This is a genomic window from Pseudomonas sp. JE3303, from assembly GCF_056312565.1.
On sequence record NZ_JBWGIF010000003.1, the window covers coordinates 210761 to 229274 of the forward strand.

Below are 18514 nucleotides of genomic sequence, written 5' to 3' on the forward strand. Positions count from 1 at the left end.
TTATTCAGACCCGCGGCCGGCACCGAACAAGCCGGTCGGACGGAACACCAAGATGGCCAGGAAGATCACGAAGTAGACGACTTCCTTCAGGTCTGGAGCGATGTAGTAGCCCGCCAGGCTGTCGACGATGCCGATGACCATCGAGCCCAGCAGCGCACCGGATAAGCTGCCCAGCCCGCCGAGCACGACGATGACAAAGGCCGTCAGCACAAAGAACGTCCCCACGGTGGGGAATACCGGGTACTGCGGGGCGATCAGGCCTGACGCAACCCCAAGGCAGGCGCAGCCCAGGCCAAAGGCGAAGATGTAGATCTTCTTCACATCGACGCCCATCAGCTGCGCGGCATTGCGGTGCTGGGCGGTAGCGCGCACGGCGCGGCCGAGGAAAGTGCTCTGCAGGAACCAGTGCAAGCCTGCGACCATCGCCAATGACACGGCAAAGGTGATCAACTGCCCGCTGCTGGCACGAAACGGCCCCAGGGCCACCGACGTGGTGCCCAAGGTGATGCCCTGGACAGTCTTGACGTCAGCGCCGAACAGCAGCAACGCGCCGTTCATCAAGGCGATCGAGACACCGACGGTGGCGAAGATCTGGATGTGCCCTTCAGCGCTGAGCAGCGGCTGGATGATGAAACGCTGCATCACCGCTCCGGCGGCGAACAGCAGCAGCGTAGCGGGGATGATTGCGATGTAGGGGTGAATGCCGAACGAGCTGTTCATCAGGTAGACCGCATACAAGCCGATCATCAGGAACTCGCCATGGGCAAAGTTGACCACCCGCACAATGCCGAAGATCAGTGTCAGACCGATACTGATGATCGCCAATGTGCCGCCCAGCAGCAGGCCGTTCAGAACAAGCTGAATAAAAATTTCCACAATGCGCCCTCTTGACGAGCAAACGGGTTCGCGAGGCTGATGGGACAGCCCCGAACGAACCAACAGTTCAAGGGTGATCGGTAAAGCGCGCTTGGGTAACGGCCGCCGATTCGGGATAGATGGTTTTCAACACGCCGTCCTGCCATTGCATGACCGAGGTATGGGCACGCTCGTTCTGGCCATTGGCGGCAAACTTGGCACCGATGCCGGCAGCGGTCTGGCCAGACGGAATATCGATGCGGGCAACCGCTTCGCGCAGCGCATCCGCCTCCAGCGAGCTGGCGGTGTCCATGGCATCGAGGAAGATCTTCGCCCCGACGTAGTTGATCAGGCTGTGCCCGGAGCGCGGCTCGGTGCCGTAGCGCTGCTTGTAGGCCTTGGCAAAGTCACTGATGCCCGGGGCCCCTGCCTCGTTGGTCTGGAACTGCGGGAAATCAACGTCCAGGACGCCTTCCATGTGTTGCGCGCCTACCACCTTCAGCGTGTCCTGCATCGAATAGCCACCACCTGCGCCAATGAGGGCCTTGGGCTTGAAGCCCGCCTCGCGGATCTGGCGGAAGAACAGCGTCGTATCGTTCTGGTAGCTGGTCTGCAGCACCACGTCAGCCTGCGCGCCCTTGAGCCGCAGGATCAGCGAAGACAGGTCAACCGCCTTGGCGGAATACGGCAGGACTTCAACTACATTGAGGCCCTGCTCCTGGGCCAGCTTTTTCTGGAACCCGGCAATGGTGGTGCCGTAAAGCGCGTCCTCATGGATGATGGCAACTTTCAGCTGCTTGGGGTCGAGCTTGAGCGAGGGCGCGACGATCTTGGTAATCGCGGTGATGGTCCCTTCGGCAAAGTTTTTAGCGGTCGGGTTGCTGCGCATCACGTATTTCAGGTCACGCTCGGTGATTTCATCCGACACAGCCCCGAGCTCGAAGAAAGGCACCCCGGCCATTTCGGTCACTTGCGTCGCGGCGAACGATAACGCTGAGGAGTAACTGCCGAAGACGGCTGTGACATTCTGCACTGAAGTCAGTTTACGGGCAGCGCCTACGGCCTGGCCGGCGTCAACTGCGTCAGCCTTGAGCAGCTCGATTTTCTCGCCCTTCAAACCACCGGCAGCGTTGCGCTCGGCCACCGCGATTTCCAAACCGCGAAAACTTTCATCGCCCAACAGCGCCAGTGCACCGCTGAAAGGATACAGCGCACCCAGTTTCACATCTGCATGAGATGCCATGGATACGCTCAAGGTCAGGACGGCGCAGAAGGATGAAGCCCAGTGCTTCTTTATCATTGTTATCTCCTGGTTTGGCGCGCGGCGTAGAGTGCGCCATGAATCGATATCGAATCTGTCCGGATGAAATACATTCAACGGAACAAGCAGTTTTTCGACGATTCAATTATTGGATTTGTAATTAACCAGCGGTTCAAGCAAGCATGTGAACACGGTTAGAGACTACGGCTGCCGTGAGCGCATTCATACCGTTAACGTTTCACACCTGCTGTGACCTGTCGTCATAGGTGCGCGTGGCCAGATTTCAAACGGACACTGGAAGTCCATGCTCGCTGAAGTACCGGCTCAACACTGCCGTCGTCCCCTGGGGTTGTGCCAGGGCGACGTAGGTATCAGGGCGCAAAAGATAGACAGCATTCCTGGCCAGCCCGGCGTCATGGTGTTCCTGCTGCCAAGCGAAGATGTGCAGGGCCACGCCCTGTTGCATGCACCACGCTGCCAAGTCGGGTTGTGCTTCGCCATAGACGTGAACCTGCCAGCCAAGTGCAGTGAGCGGCTCATAGTTATCGACGCCGGACACCGACACCCATGGCAAGCGGTCACCCCCTCGCACCTCACCCGCCTTGCCTTCGCTCAACGGACTGTCGTGGTAATTGAGCGTGGTTTGGGAAACTATCCGGAACAGGTATTCGCGGACGCTTTCACTCTTGTAGGCAACGCTTGCAAAGACAGGGGCTATGCGCGTGCGCACAAAATTGGCAAAGCTGCCCTGAGCGGTCGCGAAGGTGAACAGCTTGTCGGTGGTTTCTACAAGTTTGTGGGCAAATGCCTGGCGTTCAGCCTGGTAACTGTCTAGCAAGGTGTCGGACGCCGCGCCTTTCACGACCGCCGCGAGCTTCCACGCCAGGTTGATGGCGTCCAGGATCCCAGTGTTCATACCCTGCCCACCCGCCGGGCTATGGACGTGGGCAGCGTCTCCTAGCAGGAACGCTCTGCCACGCCGGAAGTGATCCGTGACCCGGTGATGGACTCGATAGGTGGAAAACCAGTTCACGTTGCGGATCTTGATGTTCAAGCCATTGATCGCTTCATGGCCGACATCCGCGAACGTCAGCGTCTCTGGATGCTCCGAGCGCTCATCACGAACCGTGCCGATCAGGCGATATTGGTCAGCCTCACCGTAAGAGAGCATCAGCACGAAGTCGGACTCGTCAAAAGCGATATGCCCTTCTCCAGCCGGCTCGACGCCGCTGGCGCTGACATCCGCAACGTAGAAAAGCTGCTTGTAGGTTCCGCCCTCGAATCCGCCTCCAATCTGATGCCGGACAAGCGAGCGGGCACCATCGCATCCGGCAACGTAGGACGCTGTGAATGTCTCCTCGTGGCCGTCCGCATGTTTCAAGACGGCGGAAATCTGGGTGCCATCGTCCTTGAACGACAGGAGCTCGGTCTGGCGTTCAACCTCGACCCCAAGGGACTGTAGCTGCCGCTCCAACAGCCGTTCATGCCGATCCTGGGGATATATCAGCACGTAAGGATAGGGAGAGATCCCCCCGCCTGCGTCAATCAAGGGAATGCGCGCTTTACGCTTTCCAAGTGCCCACATGTTCATGGCCGGGGTTTTGTACCCTGCCTCGATCACCGCATCGGCCATGCCGAGCTGGCGATAAAGCTCCAAGGTGCGTGCCTGGAGAGCCATGGCGCGCGAGGTTTCCCCCGGGCCGCTACTCTTGTCCACGATCCGTGCCTTGATTCCTTGCCGGGTGAGCCAGAGAGCAAGGATCAGTCCGGTAGGACCAGCTCCTGCAACAAGAACGTCTGCTTGCGGCATCGTCGTGCCTCCTCACCAGGTCTGGAGCCATTTGCCAGCGTACGCCTGCTCCGCTAGGCTGACCCAACCAGCCTGCCCAAGACGCTTTATTCTCGATGCGGTAGGAGCTAAAGGATTACATGAGACTACACGACTTCATTCTTACCAACCTAGAGTCAATCCTGCAGGCGTGGGAGGACTTCGCGAGGTCGGTGGAAACCCCTTTGCCAGCGATGACTGCCAAGCAGCTGCGCAACCATGCCGAATTCATGTTAAGAGCAGTCGCGGCGGATATGGGCACCTTTCAGAGTGAGCAGCAGCAGATAACGAAGTCTCACGGCCATGGGCCTGTGAGCAATCACGATACCGCCGCGCAGACTCACGCAACCGGGCGCCTGGTGTCAGGCTTCACAATGGATCAGATGGTTTCGGAATATCGCGCGCTAAGGTCTAGCGTGCTCAGACTATGGCTCGCCGAAGAGTTCGATGGCGACCTTCATCAACTTCAGGACATGATCCGTTTCAATGAGGCGATAGATCAGGCCCTGGTAGAGTCCGTGGCGGCCTACGGCCAGGCCGTTCAGGAGACGCGGAAGACTGTTCTGGCGGTGCTGGGCCATGACCTGCGCTCTCCACTCGGTGCAGTGCTGATGGCCGGAGAGCTGCTCCAGAAGAACCACAGCCTTGGTCAGCGCGAAAGACATCTCGCCGATCAGATCTGCGCGAGCGCCAATCGTGCCAATCGTATGGTGCTCGATCTCCTTGACCTTGCGCGCTGTAACCTGGGGACAGGCATCCCGGTGCATCTGGAACCTACGGACTTGGGCGCGGTGTGCGACTCCACTCTTGAAGAACTTCGTACGGCACATCCGACAGTACAAATCATTGCCCAGGAAATCAGGGCTATCACCGGACAGTTCGACTCATCGCGCATGGCGCAGGTATTTTCGAACCTGATTGTGAACGCGATACGTCATGGGGGCTCCAGACAACCCATCATGGTTTCCCTGATTGCTGGCGCAGGCGAAGCTCAATTCATCGTGCAGAATCAAGGTGAACCTATTCCGGCCAGCGCCATGCCCTATCTCTTCAATCCTGAAGGTCGTTTTTCCACCTACGCCGCTGGGGAAAAGGGAGCATCTGCCGGACTGGGGCTGGGGTTGTTCATCGCCTCCCAGATCGTCGAGAGCCATGGTGGCAGGATCACAGTGGAGTCGGGGTTGGAAAAGGGCACGATTTTCCGTGTGTGTGTACCGCTTCGATAACAACACCGTTTTGCTGAGTGGGCCCTCCCAGGTCGCCGCTATCGTTGCGCAAGCATGAACGTGTCATATTCCAGGTCCTCCAGCGTTCTCGACAACCTCACCAAGCCCAGCATCACGCAAGCCAGCAACGAAAACGTAAACCCATAGCCAAAGAAACTCGGCCCCAGATACAGGCTCAGTACCGTGAGTGCCGCATTGAGCACCACGAACATCCCACACAATTCGAGCACGATCACGCGTTTATCGAGATAGAAAAATACGTTCAGAATGGCCATGAATACTACCTGGATACTCACGCCGATCAGGTCGATGTAGAACAAGGGCAAGTAGTAGCTGGAGATTCCCAGCCAACCTAAAAGACGCGGCGCAAAAAGAAACAACAGCACAACGGTGAGCCCCTGCACCTTGCAGATTTCCAGAAGGCCCTGGCGAATCGCGAGTGTCATCTCGCCCTTGAGCTGGGTGATGTGCTGCAGTGGTTCGCCTTCACGCACGGCACGGTACAACCGGTCGTACCACTCGGCGAAGTCGGTTTCGATCCTTACCAGGAACACCGCCATACCGGGAATGATCGCCAGGTAGGCCAGAAAGATCGGCAGGTCATACAGCACCGAGGCCCGCAGTGGGCCTATCACCTGGCTGGACGTCAGCGGGTTGAACCAGAAGATGAATTTGTCGACCCAGATACCCAGGTTGTAGCTCAGGCCGGTGAAGAGCAGGCTGATGAATACCTTGCGCCGGTCGAGAAAGTCGAACGCTACCATTTTCTCGGCGCGATACTCGCGCAGGATCTCGAACAGGAACATGAACAGCAGCGCGCTGTGGCCTAGCAGCAGAGCCAATAGCAACCCTTCCATCCGCAGGAAATGCAGGACAAAGGCGCTGCCCACCATGACTGAATAGCCCAGCACCATCACCAGCAGGATGCGGTTGTAGGCCTTCATGCCGGACAGGAAGATGAGTACCAGCCACAGATTGCACAGCACCACGAAGTTGGCCAATACCAATAGACGGTAGATCAGTGGCTGATCGAAAAGCGCTGCGAGCAGTACGATACCCAGCAACCCGGCGCCCAAGGTGACCAGAAGCAGGATGCCCACGAGGTTGGGCAACACTTCGTCGTGCTTGCCTTCAAACAGGCGGTCGGACACGAAGCGCGTGAAGAACAACTGCAAGCCACCCGTAAGAATCAGCGAACTGGCCATCAGGTAGGTTACGGTGATGAAAAACTGGCGGATCAACATCTCGGGTACGACCAGGCTCAGGCTGATCACCCCCACCAGCATCACGCTGAGGATCGAAAGCACCCACGGTCCGGAACTGATCAGGCCTGCGTAGACGTAGGCATGCAACGTCGCTGTGTAGGAGTCGCGGGAGAGGATCTTGCGCAGTTCGAAGCCGATGCCGGCCATTCAGGCAGCCCCCATGGCGTTGTGATAGAGGCGGCGATAACGCTCGATCATCAAGTCTTCGGTGTAGTACCGGTGAACGCGCGCCAGGCCGACGGCCTGCGCCGCTTGCCAGCGGTCGGGGTCGCGCATCAGGTCAACGATGGCCTGGGCGGTAGCCTGAGGATCGGCGATCGCGACCACTTCACCGGCATGACCGAGGTCGCGGTCGGCGGCATTGCCACCCTCGATCATCTCGCGGCACGAGCCGACATCACTGCTGACCACCGGTGTACCGGCAGCCCATGCCTCGAGGATGACCAGCGGCTGCGCTTCGCTGATCGAGGTAAGCACCATCAGCCCCATTTGCGGCAGGACGTCCTGAATGCGCTGGAAACCCTTGAATTGCACCTTCTCTTCCAGGCCCAGGCTGGCAACCAGGCTGCGGCACTCGGCAACATAGTCCGGGTCTTCTTCCTCCGGCCCGACAATCCAGCCCTGCACCTCGGGCATGGCCGTGACCACCCCGCGCATGGCCCGCAGGAAGGTCTTTACGTCCTTTATCGGCACCACCCGTCCGATCAACCCGACTACCGGAGCGATGCCTGCTGCGCGCGCGCCAAGCGCCTGGGTCCACTGCGCCGGGTCAATGCCATTGGGTATCACCTCGGTGCGCTCGGCGGGGGCTCCCTCCTTGATCTGGCGCTGACGGTTGTCGTCATAGAGCGCGATGATGCGGTTCGCACTCTCGTAGACGAGGTAGCCGATTCGCTCGAAAAAACGTACCCACAACTGACGGATGTGTCCGGTGCCGCGGTCCAGGCTGTCGTTCAGCGCATGTCGGCTGGACTCGTCGATCCAGCTGGCCTGGGCCAGGTCGATCTTGCGCTCCTTGGTGTAGATGCCGTGCTCGCTGAGCAGGAAGCTGCACTTCCAGCGCTGCTTGAGCAGACTGCCGAGCAAACCGGCATAGCCGGTGGAGATCGAATGCAGCAGGCGCGCCCGCGGCAGCCGGCGTGCCACGTCCGCGAGCATCAGCAAGGGTGACTGCGCGGTACGCAGTGTCCAGAAATAGTTGATGAACGAGGGGTCGGCGCAGTACTGGCGATAGCCATCGGTCAAGGCCGCCCAGCTGGCACGACTGTAGAGCACATCGTCCAGGCGGATTCGTCCGCTGGCCAAGGCATCGATCACCCGCTTGCCCGCGTCCCGCGTGGGGGTGTCTGGATGATGCAGGTAGCGGAACAACTCGCTCAGCTCGTCCAGCGAGGCCTTGTGCTCGGCGTACTTGAGCTGGGGCTGGTGCCAGGCATCCGCGAGAAAGACTTCCTCTATGTGCACGACATTGTCCGGGACCTCGTAGCGCCGCTGCTCGTAGGCCTCGCGCTGGCCACCGATGAACAGCACGGAGAACGTCACCCCGGGCAAGCCGAGGATCATCTGGTGAATCCAGCTGGAGACGCCCCCCCGCACATAGGGCCAGGTGCCCTCGAGCAACAGGCAGACATCGGCGATAGGCGATTCATTGTCGATAGCGTTCATGTCCAGCTCCTTACAAGCAAGGCAAAGGGAGGGCGTTGCTGCATGTCGCCAGGCAGCTGGCGCAGCAACCGCGGAATATCCTGGTACCGGCGGTCTTCGAAAGCGATCTCGGCATGGAAAGGCAGCAGCTTCTCGGCTGCGAGACCATCATGCTCTGCCGCCAGGAGATGCATGCGAGCGCGTTGTACATCGCCCTGGCTGAGGGCGATGCGCCCGGCGAGCAGCAGCAGCTCTCCCCGCTCGCCCGCCTGCAGGCCTCGCTCGGCGTGGTCCGCCGCCTGGCTCAGGATATGCACCAGGACGCTGCCTTGAGCGAGACCCAGGTACGCCAGTTCCCAGTACCAGCGCGCCAGGCTGGCGTGCAGCGGCCCAATGGCAGATTCGGTGGCTTGGCTCAACTGGACCAGCGCGGTTTCGATCCGCTGGTTGATATCGTTTTCCTGCTTGTCGAGCATCGAGTACGCCAGCAGGCGCACATCATCGACCGGGTCGCTCAACGCCAGCTTGAGGATACCCACCGCTTCCCGCCCCGACATGCGTCGGGTTGCCAGCAGCGCGGACAACCGCCGCTCGGGATCCACGGCATGGCGCAGGACATCCTGCAGACCAGCGTCGGCAAACGACGGAGAATGCAGCTGATCCTGGGGCCGGTAGGGCAAGTCGGGGATGCCCAGCGCCTGCCAGGTCTGCCGCTCGCGCTTGCGCGGCAGGCACAGGGCCGGGAACACCGCCGCGATGACACCGAGACTGCCCAACAGCGGCACGAAGAACGCCAGGCTGAAGATAAACAAGGGACTCCACGGCAGCGGCTGACGGTAACGCGCCGGCAGCAGGCGCCAGATTGCCCCAGACAGCAACAGACACCCCAGCAGGTGGCTGGCGCCATACATCAGCGCGTTCCGCAGGTCTGGGAGGTCCAGGGCCAGCGCCGCCCAACTGCCGGCCTCGAAGACCAGCGCACCGCTAAACAGCCACTTGCTGGTCATTGAGGCCACACTCGTTGTAGAGAAAGTCACGGAGTCCCAGGCGCTGCGGAGCCGATTCCAAGTCATAGGCCAGCACTCTGACTGCCAGGCTCTGCAGGTCTGTCTTGCTACCGAACTGTTCATGGATAAGCCGCCCCAGGCGCGTCAGGTAACCCTTGCCACCTTCGCTGGGGGTCAGTGGCAGCAGTACCAGCAGGCAATCGTGCTGACGCGCGTTGCGCAGCGGCAAGTGCAGATCGAGGCCGCGCTGGCTGTACTCGAACAGTCGGACAAGCTCGACGTTGGGCCGGGTGATTTCGAAGCTGTACAGGCAGGCAGGCAAGCCGTGCTGCTCGTTATCGACCAGCGAGCGCTTGAGCTGGCGAGAGAAGTCCCGGGCCTGCGCGCAGTGCAGTTGCAGTACCTCGGCGTCGTGCGTCAGCAGGTCAGCGATGTGGCCGGCCAGAAGCAGCAACAGGCTGAGCGTACGTTCATGGAAGGCGAAGAACGGCATCTGCCGTACGGCCACGATGGCCAGCACATGGCCTGCGGTGTCGACCAGCGGGATGCACGCCTGCAACGAAGACACAGCCGACTGCTCGCCCGCCTCGATCACCTCTTCCAGGACACTGACCAGCTCACGGCGCTCAAGGCACAGCGTCACGAGCAGGTCGTTGCCGTCCGGTTCATCCATCGTTCCCATGGCGGCCAGCAGGGTCAGTTGCGCCGGTGGCCTGGCCTGCGGAACAACCTGGTACAGGCCCGCGACCCGCAGCGAGCCATACTGGCCCAGCAAGGCAAGGATCGGCTCGGCGAGCAACGCCAGGTTGTCGTCGGCGTCCGGGCGAGCGCGCAAGCGCTCGTTCAAGCCCAGCAGCGCACTGCGCAAGCTCTGGTCGCTACCAGCAAGGCGCTGTTCCAGCCGGTCGTGGGAAACCCGCAGGATCTGGTGAGCGCGGGTAAAGTCGTCGAGCCGGTACTGGCGGTAGTTGTTGGCCATCTGCAGCCGCTGCAGGCGGCGCTCCCACAGGTCGCGCACCTCCCCCACCAGCATGCCGCAGACCAGCACGCCAACGATAAAGCCAGGGGAGATCGACGCGTAGGCCGGCAAACCGTCCCGTTGCAGCACAAAGAAGGTCGCCACCAGCAGGCTGGCGCTGAGCAGCCCGCGGACGAAGCCGTAGCGCACACCGATCAGGATCGGCGCGAGTACCGACCAGGGGAATTCCGTGTGCACCTGTAGCGGATCTTCAGGCGCTAGCCAGAGCCCGGCGCAGATGACCAGGGCGGTGACCAACAGGGTTTCCAGCCAGGAAATCCAGCCCTTCGCACGTGGCGCGAGGCTGTAGTCCATATAGGGAGATTTCATCGCGTTCACTCGAATTCAAGGTCACCAACAAGGGCGTCGAGCACCTTTTGCGCACTGCCGGCCAGGCTTTCCCGGGACCAGCCGGCACGGGCACCGCTGTTGCTCCATAGCACCTTGCCGCTGCTCGGCTGCACCACTCGCAAGCTGATGCCTACAGCCGGCTCGCCGTCCAAGCCATTCTTGTATTGCCATTCCTCGACGCTGCCGGTGATCACATAATCGAGTTTTTGCGCCCGTGCCCATTCCAGGCCAGCGGCCTGCCGCTCAACGTCTTCGATCAGGGCCAGCTCGCCTTGGCCTGGGACGATGTACAGGCGGGGCTGCAGGCCGCGGCTGCTCAAGACGCTGAGCAGTATCTGTTCGCTGCGCTCTGCGGCCTGGGGTGTTTGCGAATAGTTGACCAGGGGCACCACGGCCCATTGGGCGCCGCTGGACAACACTTCGCTGGTCTTGCCGGTAAAACTGCTGCAACCGCTGACGAGCAATGCCGTCAAGGCCAGGCTCAGGCTAGGGATGGCTCGCATGGTGGTTCTCCTGATGCTTTGCATGTGATCAGCGCCCGAACCGCAGCGCGTAACTAAGGCTCACGGTGCCGCCGGATTGACCGGCTCCGCCTTCCGGAGCCGACTGATAGCCAAGGGTCAGTGCCAGTTCGTCATCACCGATCACCTCCATGCCGATCCCGGTGCTGATGCCGTAATTGAAGGTGTTGTCGATCCATTGCCAGCCGGCGTTCAGATCCACCAGCCACGTGTACTGGCCGCGGGTACGGTTGAGTGCCCCGGGAAAACCGCGCCTCCAGGCGCTGCCAACGTAGAACTGCCCATAGCGTTCCGGCAGCAAGTCCGCAGCCGTGAGTTGCGCCGGGCTTTCCAAGCCCAGTCCGTCGAGTTCGATGGCACCACCCTGGCTGGTCGCCAGGTGATCAAGCGAAGAGTTCTCGAGGCGGTTGTGCTGATAATCGATGCCGCTGCGCAGCTCCCAGTTGGGCCCGGCGAACTGCAACGTATGCAGGTACTCCAGCTTGACCTGCTGGCCGCTACCCAGGTCGTCCCCGGCACGGGTGTCGAACCAGCGCTGGGCCAGCTTCCAGGACAGCTGGTCGCGTGGCGAGAAGCGGTGACGCCCTCCTAGCCACAGATCGCTCTGTTGACCCAGGGCGAGCATCAGCCCGGTGTCTTCATTCTTGCGCTGCCAGCCGGCGCCGGCTTCAAGCACATCGCCCGGGGTGACCCGCCAACTGCGGCTGAGGCCCAGCCCGGCGCGGTCGTCGTCATCGCGCGCGCTGGCGTCAAGCATCAGGTCGAGCGCGCCATCTGCAAGCTGCCGCTTCAGCGTGAGCCTGGCGTTTCGCTCGGTACCCAAGGCAGAACGGTCGAGCACGTCACCGCTGTACCTGCCCTGCTCCATGTCCAGGTGGGCATACCAATCCTCCCCCAGGTAATGGGCCAGGCTGGCACGCGGCCCCTCGAAGATCAGGCCGCCGTAGTCCTGGCGTCGCCAGCCGCCCCTGAGCCCTTGTGGCGTGGCCTCGGTCAGGTTGATAGCTTGCTGGCGCAGCTGGTTGCGCCGGACTTGGGGTTGTTCGTCCCCAAGCTCCCCGAGACTCCTGGCCAGCGCCTCGGACGGGCGGCCAAGAACAGTCAATGCCTCGATCTGCAACCCGGCATCCAGCTCGCCCCCGGCGACGAGGGTTTCCAAGGCCTTGCGGTCTCGACCTCGCAGGATTTCCTGAATCCGCTCGAACCGCTCGACGTGCAGACCGCGGCTGCGCGCCCAGGCTAGCCATGGGTCTTTCTGTTTCGACTGACCGAGGGTGTCCAGTCGAACAAGCATCTGCTGCAACCAGAGCTGCAGCATGGATTGCGAGCCGTCCTGCCACTGCATTGCCTGGGCTTGAGCCCTGCGCGAGGAATAGCTGCTGGCCAGCAGGCGCAACCATGTTGCGTATCCGTGAGGCGTGGCGTCGAGGCGCTGCGGGGTCATGTCGTGAATCAAACGCAGCCGCAAGCGCTGGGCGCGGTCTGCATAGCCGCCGGCGTCGAGGGCATCGGCATAGGCCGCCAGTACGAGCCAATCGGCGCTATTGCCTTTCAGGTAGCGGCCATACCAGGCCAAGGCCTCGCGACTCCTGCCCAACTGCTGGTTGGCAGCGGCAAACGGCAACCAGAGAGTGCTGGTGACACGTGCCTGGGCGCGCCATTGCTGCAACACTGGCTTGAAGTCATCGCGGCGGCCCAGATCGATGTAAAGCCACAGCAAGCGCTCTCGAAAAAGGGTGTTGTCGGGATAGCGCTGCAGACCCAAGCGATACAGACGCTCGGCCTCCTCGGGTTGCTTGCGCTGCAGTGCAAGTGCACCGCCAGCCGCAAGCACCGCTGCATGGTCGGCGACCTTGGGCGCGGCGTTGGCCTCCTGCAGCAAGATGGCCACTTGCTCCCAGTCCTGCATCTCCTGGGCCAGCTGCAAGGCGTAGACCAGGCGCTCCGGCTCACCCGTGCGGTGCCAACTGTCGGTGGCCAGTCGAAGGGCTTTTTCTGGATCGCTGCGGCGGTACAGATTGATCAGGGCGCTTTCATCACCGCTGTCGAGATTTCCCTGGAGGACCATCCGTTCCAGGCTGAGGCGCAGCTCATCATCCAGTCCGAGCTCCCAGGCCAGACTCGAGCGCGCACGCCAATAATCGAGGTCATCGACGGTCCGGCTATCGACTCCATTGATCACCTGCCAGGCCGCTTGATGGTCAGAGCGCCTGACGTGGCTGCTGGCCCAATCCAGCCGCTCGCGCATCGTCAGGGGGAACTTCCCGGCGAAGGCATTCCACACCTGCAGGCGCTTGTCGACTTGGCCGGAGTCTTCCAGGTTCTGCAGCAGCCGCACCCAGGCCAGCCGATGACCGGAGTATTGCCGTGCATAGTCCTGAAGCCACTGCTCGGTGTTCTGCGGCGTACCGCGGGCTTGTTCGGCATACACCAGGGCATCCAGCTCGGTGTCGGTCAATGCACGGGTTTCGCGGAGGTTCGTCAGTAGCGCGATTCCCTGGTCGTAGTGCAGGCTCTGCAGGGCCAGCCGCCAGACATGCTCGTACTGCGCCGGCTCATCATGCAGGTTGAGCGAGGCAACCCAGTAGGTCAGCGCCCCCGGGTAGTCGTGCTGCCACTCGGCGATCAGAGCCACTTGCTCGAGCAGTTCGATGTCGTGCGGAGCCAGCGCAAGCAGCTGTTCACCGGCGCTGCGTGCCCCGGCCAGGTCGCCAAAGGCGAGGCGCTGCTGCAGTTCCTTGCGCAAGACTTCAACGCTGTCTGGTTGCTGGCTGCGCCACAGGTCGAAAAACTGCTCGGCCAGTTCCGGCCGCCGGTGGCCGATCGCAGCGCCGACCGCCTGGTCCAGCATCGACGGCTCGAACCGCATCTGGGGCTGAGCCTCGATTTCAGCAGCCAGCAACTCGATGGCCAGCTCGCCCTGGTCCGCCGCGACCAGGCTGCTGAAGGCCCGGGCCAGGTAGTGCAGGCGCTGGGGGCGATCACTGCTCTGCTCGAGCAGATGGACATACAACTGCGCGGCTTGGGCTGGCTGCTGGCTCGCCAGGTACCAGCGCGCCGCCTCTTCCGACCATTGTTGCGCGCGTTGTGGCTCGCGGCGGGCCAGCTCCAGGTAACTGTCGGCGGCCACGCCCGGGACTTGGGCGCCCAGGGCCAAGGTCCCCAGCTGCTGCAATTGGAGCGTCGGCAAGCTCTTGTAGTCGAGCGCGCGAAAGCGCATGACCAAGTCCTGCGGGGTGACACTGCCGGCCGTCTCGCTCGTGCTGCTGAGCAGTCGCGCGTCGTGGGCCAGTTGATAGAAGGCCTGCAGGTTGCTGTCCGGGTCTGGCCAGTTGTCCAGGTGCTGCCGTACCCGGTCGAAGTCACCAAGCTGCAGCAGCAGGTCGAGCAACTGCATGCGCAGCGTCTGGTTGTTCGGGTACGCCCCCAGCAAGACCTCGGCGTAGCCGGCCGACACTTCGTCAGCGCCTTGGCCGTTGGGTGCAAAGACGTCTTCGTTTTGCAGGGTTGCCCAGAGGACTACACCGGCCACCACCGCTACCACAAGCAGTGCCCAGGGATTGAGCAGGCGCGGATTACCGGCTGAGGATGAGTCGCGCATCACTCACCTGCCTGCAGGGAAGTTGGGACTGTCTTGATTCCCGCGCAGCTTTCCCGCTGGCGCGGTTGCGCTGGCAGCTGCAAGGCCTTGCGCAGGAAGGCGAAGGGGTCGAGCACCCATCGACTGCGCCCGGCATCGGTATTCATTACGTAGGGGGCCAAGGCCATGCCGCCCCACTTCGCCGTGAGCACCGGCGTATAGCGGCCACCGTTGGCATCGGCTACCACGAGTGCCGGCCGCGCTCCGCCGGGCAGCGTCGAAACTCGGGCCAAGCCACGACTGCGCGGCTTCAGCGGCGCATCGAACCGCCCGATCAGCGAAGGCTCCTGGGTGAGAATCCGCACACGGCCCGTCTTGCCCGGGGCCGCCAGGCTCAAGCCGAGGCGCTGCAGCAGCTGCGCGTCCAGGATGGGCAGCCCACTCATGATCGCCAAAGGCACTTTTTCATCCAGGCGCTGATTCAGCCAGGCATTGAAGGCGTTGCTGTCGTCCGGCGCGCCACGGGTCATCCACAGGATCACCCCGCCATACAGGCCGGTGAAGCGGTGCCGCGGCAGGTCATCGGCGGGCAGATAATCAATGCGGTAGCCGAGGTCTTCCACTATGCCGCCTAGCACCTGATGGCTGGGTTGCCGGGCCGGGGTACCTTCACGCGGGTCATGCACCACGGCGATCCGGCATGGCTGGATTTCCACGGTACTGAGCCCGATCGCATCCAGCTCCGGGCTGGTGACCACCGGCACGAAACCTTCCGCGCTCAGTTGCCTGGCCAGCTTGCGGGCCTTGGCGCGTTGCTCCATGGGCAGGTAGTCAATGGCCACCAAGGGAATCTGGCGTTGGCGCAAGGGATCGAGCTGGGTCTGGAGCCACTTGCGGTCACCGGCGGAAACCGGCCGATAGCGCTTTTTCACGGCGTCCCAGCCGGCATGGACTGATTCGACCGCCACCGCTGCGGCAATCGTGTCCAGCTCACCCAGCACTTCAAATCCGCGGTTGAAAAACAGCTGCAGTTCCGGCTGACGGGCATGCAGTTCGCGCAGCAGGCTGACCAAGGCCTGACGCTGGCCGTCTTGGTCGGACTCCTGCAGCAACTTGAAGCTGTCGAGGGTATCCAGGAACAGGCCGGCATAGCCCTCGGCCTGCAACTGGGCGGCCCGCTTGAACAGATAGTTGCGCCAGACTTCCGTGGTCAGGTCCATTACCTGACTGTTCCAGGCATTGTTGCGGATATCGCTGCTCGCCTGGCTCACGGCGTGAACTTCGAGCAACTGGCGATCACCGTGGAATTCACCGATCGACAGATACGCGAAGGGCTTGGTGCCGAGTACACGCAAGGTCGAGACATCCCGCGTCGACAGGTGCCCCGGTTCAACCACTACCCAATCGAATTGGGCAAGCTCGGCCAAGGGCGGGTGGTCGGCATACCAGAACGCCACGCTGGCTGGTCCGTGTTCACGGGCCTGCGCGGCAAATCCTGCTGCGCACAGAGCCAGGGCTGACCACCCGAGCCGGGCTGCCGAGCAATCAGCTTTGCTTGCCATGTTTCACCCGAGCGATCGCACTGAGTGCGAGCCGATGAAACCGCCCCTCACAGGAAATAAGACTGCGTACAGCGAGCATGAAACCGCCTCCGATACAAATCAGACAAATATGATCAAGTCAGATTAGTTACAGGTAAGTGATATCATTGCTGACGCAGCATCCAGGACGCTGGAATCCAGGCGCGAAGGCCAGATAACGAGCAAACATCGAAGCACTTTCTAAACAGCAACGCTTGATTGATGATGACCACTGCAATAGTGGTTCGGCGCTGGCTGCGAGGAGAATATGGCACGATTAAAAAAAAGCTGTCAATGCGAAATCATAATATGAGGCAGGTCGGAGCTGGCATGTTATTTGACCGCATGTAAGATCTTCAATACGGTGCCACCTTATTGATATCAAATGGCAGGGAAAATTTCGGCAGGACTGTTCCAGTAGTGATACAGATGTAAGGTACATGAAACGTTTTTTGATTAATTGGGCTTGTCAGGCGTATCAGATAAGTTACACATACCGTTCAGCTATTTTACATATGTTGAGCTTATGGAATTGGCGCTGATTGGGGCTGCTGTGCAGCCCATCGCGAGGAAGCCCGTTCCCTACACAGACCGCACACCTGTAGGAGCGGGCTTGCCCGGGATTGGGCACAAAGCGTCAAATGGCTTGACTGGCTGCTCGCTGGTCAGTTTCGCGGAGCTTCTGGCTTGACCCCCTCGGGTTGAGGGCTGGTCGGTACGAATTGCTTGGCTTCATCGGCGGCTGCTTTCTTGGCCGCCTCGTTGTCCTTGGCTGCCTTGTCTCGCTCTTTCATGGCGGAGCCAGGTCTGCCTTCGCTGAATCGATCTTCTCCTGGGCTTGCTCGTTATGCGCTTGAGCGTCCTGGGCTTTGTCGACAGACTTCTTTTCACAGGCTGCCATGCCCAGTGCAGCGGCCAGAATCAGGGAAGTGGACAGCAGCTTTTTCATGGATCCTCCATTCGAATGAGTGGGCTTTAGGGCCCGCTCTCCAGTCGTTAGTTCCCTCTGATGCCGGTCATATCCAGGTCCTGCTACGGGAGGGTCCCGATCTTCGGTGTCACTATCAGCTGCTCGACCTACGGATTTTCATGACGGTTGATACGTCGCCCCACCTATACGATAAGTCGAGCAGACTTGTTTACCTGTCGACGGTTTCTCCTCATGTTGCTCATGTCCGGCCGCGGCAATGGGCAAGTACATATCACGCTGTGCCCATACCGCTTCACGCGGTTTGGTGTCACAGCGGCGCTCTCCCCTGGCTGATTTGTCGAAGGTCTTGAGCTCGCTCAATTTCATGGGCGTCTCCCCTGCCAATACAAAAACCGGCAAGTTCGCCTTCGGCTGTGCGTCCCAGCGCTCACCCGTAGGCCCAAACCAGATCGTGCAGCGCGGATGCGGCGCGATGTTCTTGTGCTTCACAAGGATGTCTGTGTCGTCCAGGTGCACAATCATCTTCAGGTCGAGATATTCGGGTGTCTGCTGAACCGGAATATGTTCGCTCTCGGATCGAGCCTGCGCTGCGGCAGTCAATTTTTCGCGGATCTTCGCGACGGCAATTCGCTCGTTACTTGTTGTATGTCCTGCCCAGGTGAAGGACATACGCCGTGGCGCTCCGTCAAATACATGCAGTGTCCGCTGCAGCTGCTTTGTGCTGAACGTGGCCGCCCCCAGAGCCCTGCGCATTACCCGGGGACGCATTTCGGGGGTGAGGTTCTGGGCGATACGCTCCGCTTCGATCGCTGCCATGAGTTGAAGCTTGGCGTTATTCATATCCAGGGCAAGTGGCAACACGGATGCGCTCAACTGGAAGTAGCCTGGCAAACGCATGACCGTGCCGGGGGCCTGTCCGACATCGCGCTCGAAGGTGCCGATCGCATCGACTGTTGCATCGATCGCCTGCTGGCCAGCCAAGGCTTTTACTTCGATCACATCGGGTGTGCGCTGTTCATGCAGCAAGGGTAGTTGCCAGACCTTGCCATCGATAACAAGTGAAGGCCATGTTGTATTGAACTCGCGCACTGCATCGATGAGTTGCTTGTAGGATCGCTTTATATCGTCATACATGTGAACCCCCTTTTGAATTAATTATACCACCCTTATATTTTTGGTCGAATAAAATGCTGTTGATTCTTTGGAAATCTGCTTTCTGGTCATCAACTTCCCCCTGCCCAGCAAGCTCAGTGGTTAAACCTATGCGTATTGATCAACTTTGATTTTAGTCTCGCCACGCAATTTGATTGAGCAGGCAATCAGTAGCACCGTATATTTTAGCGATACCGTGGATGGTGGAGATGTCGAGGGGAGCGCCCTATTTTAAACGCGCTGTACAGGGGTGGTATAAAGCAGCTACCGAGCTGCCTTGGCGCCCGATTGGTGG

14 protein-coding genes are annotated in these 18514 nt (G+C 60.8%); 1 reads left to right on the plus strand and 13 read right to left on the minus strand.

The window, feature by feature from the left end:
- From AC0ZZU_RS06470 to AC0ZZU_RS06480, 3 genes are all read right to left on the minus strand, one after another.
- Positions 1 to 876, minus strand: a complete 876-nt coding sequence (locus AC0ZZU_RS06470; RefSeq protein WP_476339691.1) for a branched-chain amino acid ABC transporter permease — start codon at positions 874 to 876, stop codon at positions 1 to 3.
- A gap of 67 nt (positions 877 to 943) precedes the next feature.
- Positions 944 to 2098 (minus strand): ABC transporter substrate-binding protein, encoded by a 1155-nt coding sequence (locus AC0ZZU_RS06475; protein ID WP_476339692.1) that lies wholly within the window; start codon positions 2096 to 2098, stop codon positions 944 to 946.
- A gap of 301 nt (positions 2099 to 2399) precedes the next feature.
- Positions 2400 to 3926: an FAD-dependent monooxygenase gene (locus AC0ZZU_RS06480; protein ID WP_476339693.1), complete on the minus strand. Its 1527-nt coding sequence runs from the start codon at positions 3924 to 3926 to the stop codon at positions 2400 to 2402.
- A gap of 119 nt (positions 3927 to 4045) precedes the next feature.
- Between AC0ZZU_RS06480 and AC0ZZU_RS06485 the strand changes: the two genes are divergently transcribed.
- Positions 4046 to 5170, plus strand: a complete 1125-nt coding sequence (locus AC0ZZU_RS06485) for a sensor histidine kinase (protein WP_476339694.1) — start codon at positions 4046 to 4048, stop codon at positions 5168 to 5170.
- Positions 5171 to 5208: 38 nt separating this feature from the next.
- On the opposite strand, the gene pelG is transcribed toward AC0ZZU_RS06485, so the two are convergent.
- The 10 genes from pelG to AC0ZZU_RS06535 all read right to left on the minus strand — a co-directional run bounded on the left by pelG (position 5209) and on the right by AC0ZZU_RS06535 (position 18201).
- Entirely contained in the window at positions 5209 to 6582 is a 1374-nt protein-coding gene (gene pelG / locus AC0ZZU_RS06490) for an exopolysaccharide Pel transporter PelG (protein WP_476339695.1), read from the minus strand.
- Positions 6583 to 8100 (minus strand): GT4 family glycosyltransferase PelF, encoded by a 1518-nt coding sequence (gene pelF, locus AC0ZZU_RS06495; protein WP_476339696.1) that lies wholly within the window; start codon positions 8098 to 8100, stop codon positions 6583 to 6585.
- Positions 8097 to 9086, minus strand: a complete 990-nt coding sequence (locus tag AC0ZZU_RS06500) for a HEAT repeat domain-containing protein (RefSeq protein WP_476339697.1) — start codon at positions 9084 to 9086, stop codon at positions 8097 to 8099. Before AC0ZZU_RS06500 ends, pelF begins: the two co-directional genes overlap by 4 nt.
- Positions 9064 to 10434 carry a PelD GGDEF domain-containing protein gene (locus AC0ZZU_RS06505; protein WP_476339698.1) on the minus strand — a complete coding sequence of 457 codons (1371 nt, stop codon included), beginning with the start codon at positions 10432 to 10434 and terminating at the stop codon, positions 9064 to 9066. Before AC0ZZU_RS06505 ends, AC0ZZU_RS06500 begins: the two co-directional genes overlap by 23 nt.
- Before the next feature lie 5 nt (positions 10435 to 10439).
- Complete coding sequence (locus tag AC0ZZU_RS06510; RefSeq protein ID WP_476339699.1) at positions 10440 to 10958, minus strand: penicillin-binding protein activator LpoB; 519 nt, start codon at positions 10956 to 10958, stop codon at positions 10440 to 10442.
- 28 nt (positions 10959 to 10986) lie between these two features.
- Positions 10987 to 14577, minus strand: a complete 3591-nt coding sequence (locus tag AC0ZZU_RS06515; RefSeq protein WP_476339700.1) for a tetratricopeptide repeat protein — start codon at positions 14575 to 14577, stop codon at positions 10987 to 10989.
- On the minus strand, positions 14577 to 16118 hold the full coding sequence (locus AC0ZZU_RS06520; RefSeq protein ID WP_476339701.1) for an endo alpha-1,4 polygalactosaminidase: 1542 nt from the start codon (positions 16116 to 16118) through the stop codon (positions 14577 to 14579). Before AC0ZZU_RS06520 ends, AC0ZZU_RS06515 begins: the two co-directional genes overlap by 1 nt.
- Positions 16119 to 16801: 683 nt before the next feature.
- The gene (locus tag AC0ZZU_RS06525) at positions 16802 to 16930 is read right to left on the minus strand and encodes a hypothetical protein (RefSeq protein ID WP_476339702.1); all 129 of its coding nucleotides are present in this window, start codon (positions 16928 to 16930) and stop codon (positions 16802 to 16804) included.
- Entirely contained in the window at positions 16927 to 17085 is a 159-nt protein-coding gene (locus tag AC0ZZU_RS06530) for a hypothetical protein (protein ID WP_476339703.1), read from the minus strand. The genes AC0ZZU_RS06525 and AC0ZZU_RS06530 overlap by 4 nt, the downstream gene beginning before the upstream one ends.
- 138 nt (positions 17086 to 17223) lie before the next feature.
- A complete protein-coding gene (locus tag AC0ZZU_RS06535) occupies positions 17224 to 18201 on the minus strand; it encodes a DNA replication terminus site-binding protein (protein WP_476339704.1) in 978 nt (325 codons plus the stop codon).
- Between the last annotated feature and the right edge of the window lie 313 nt (positions 18202 to 18514).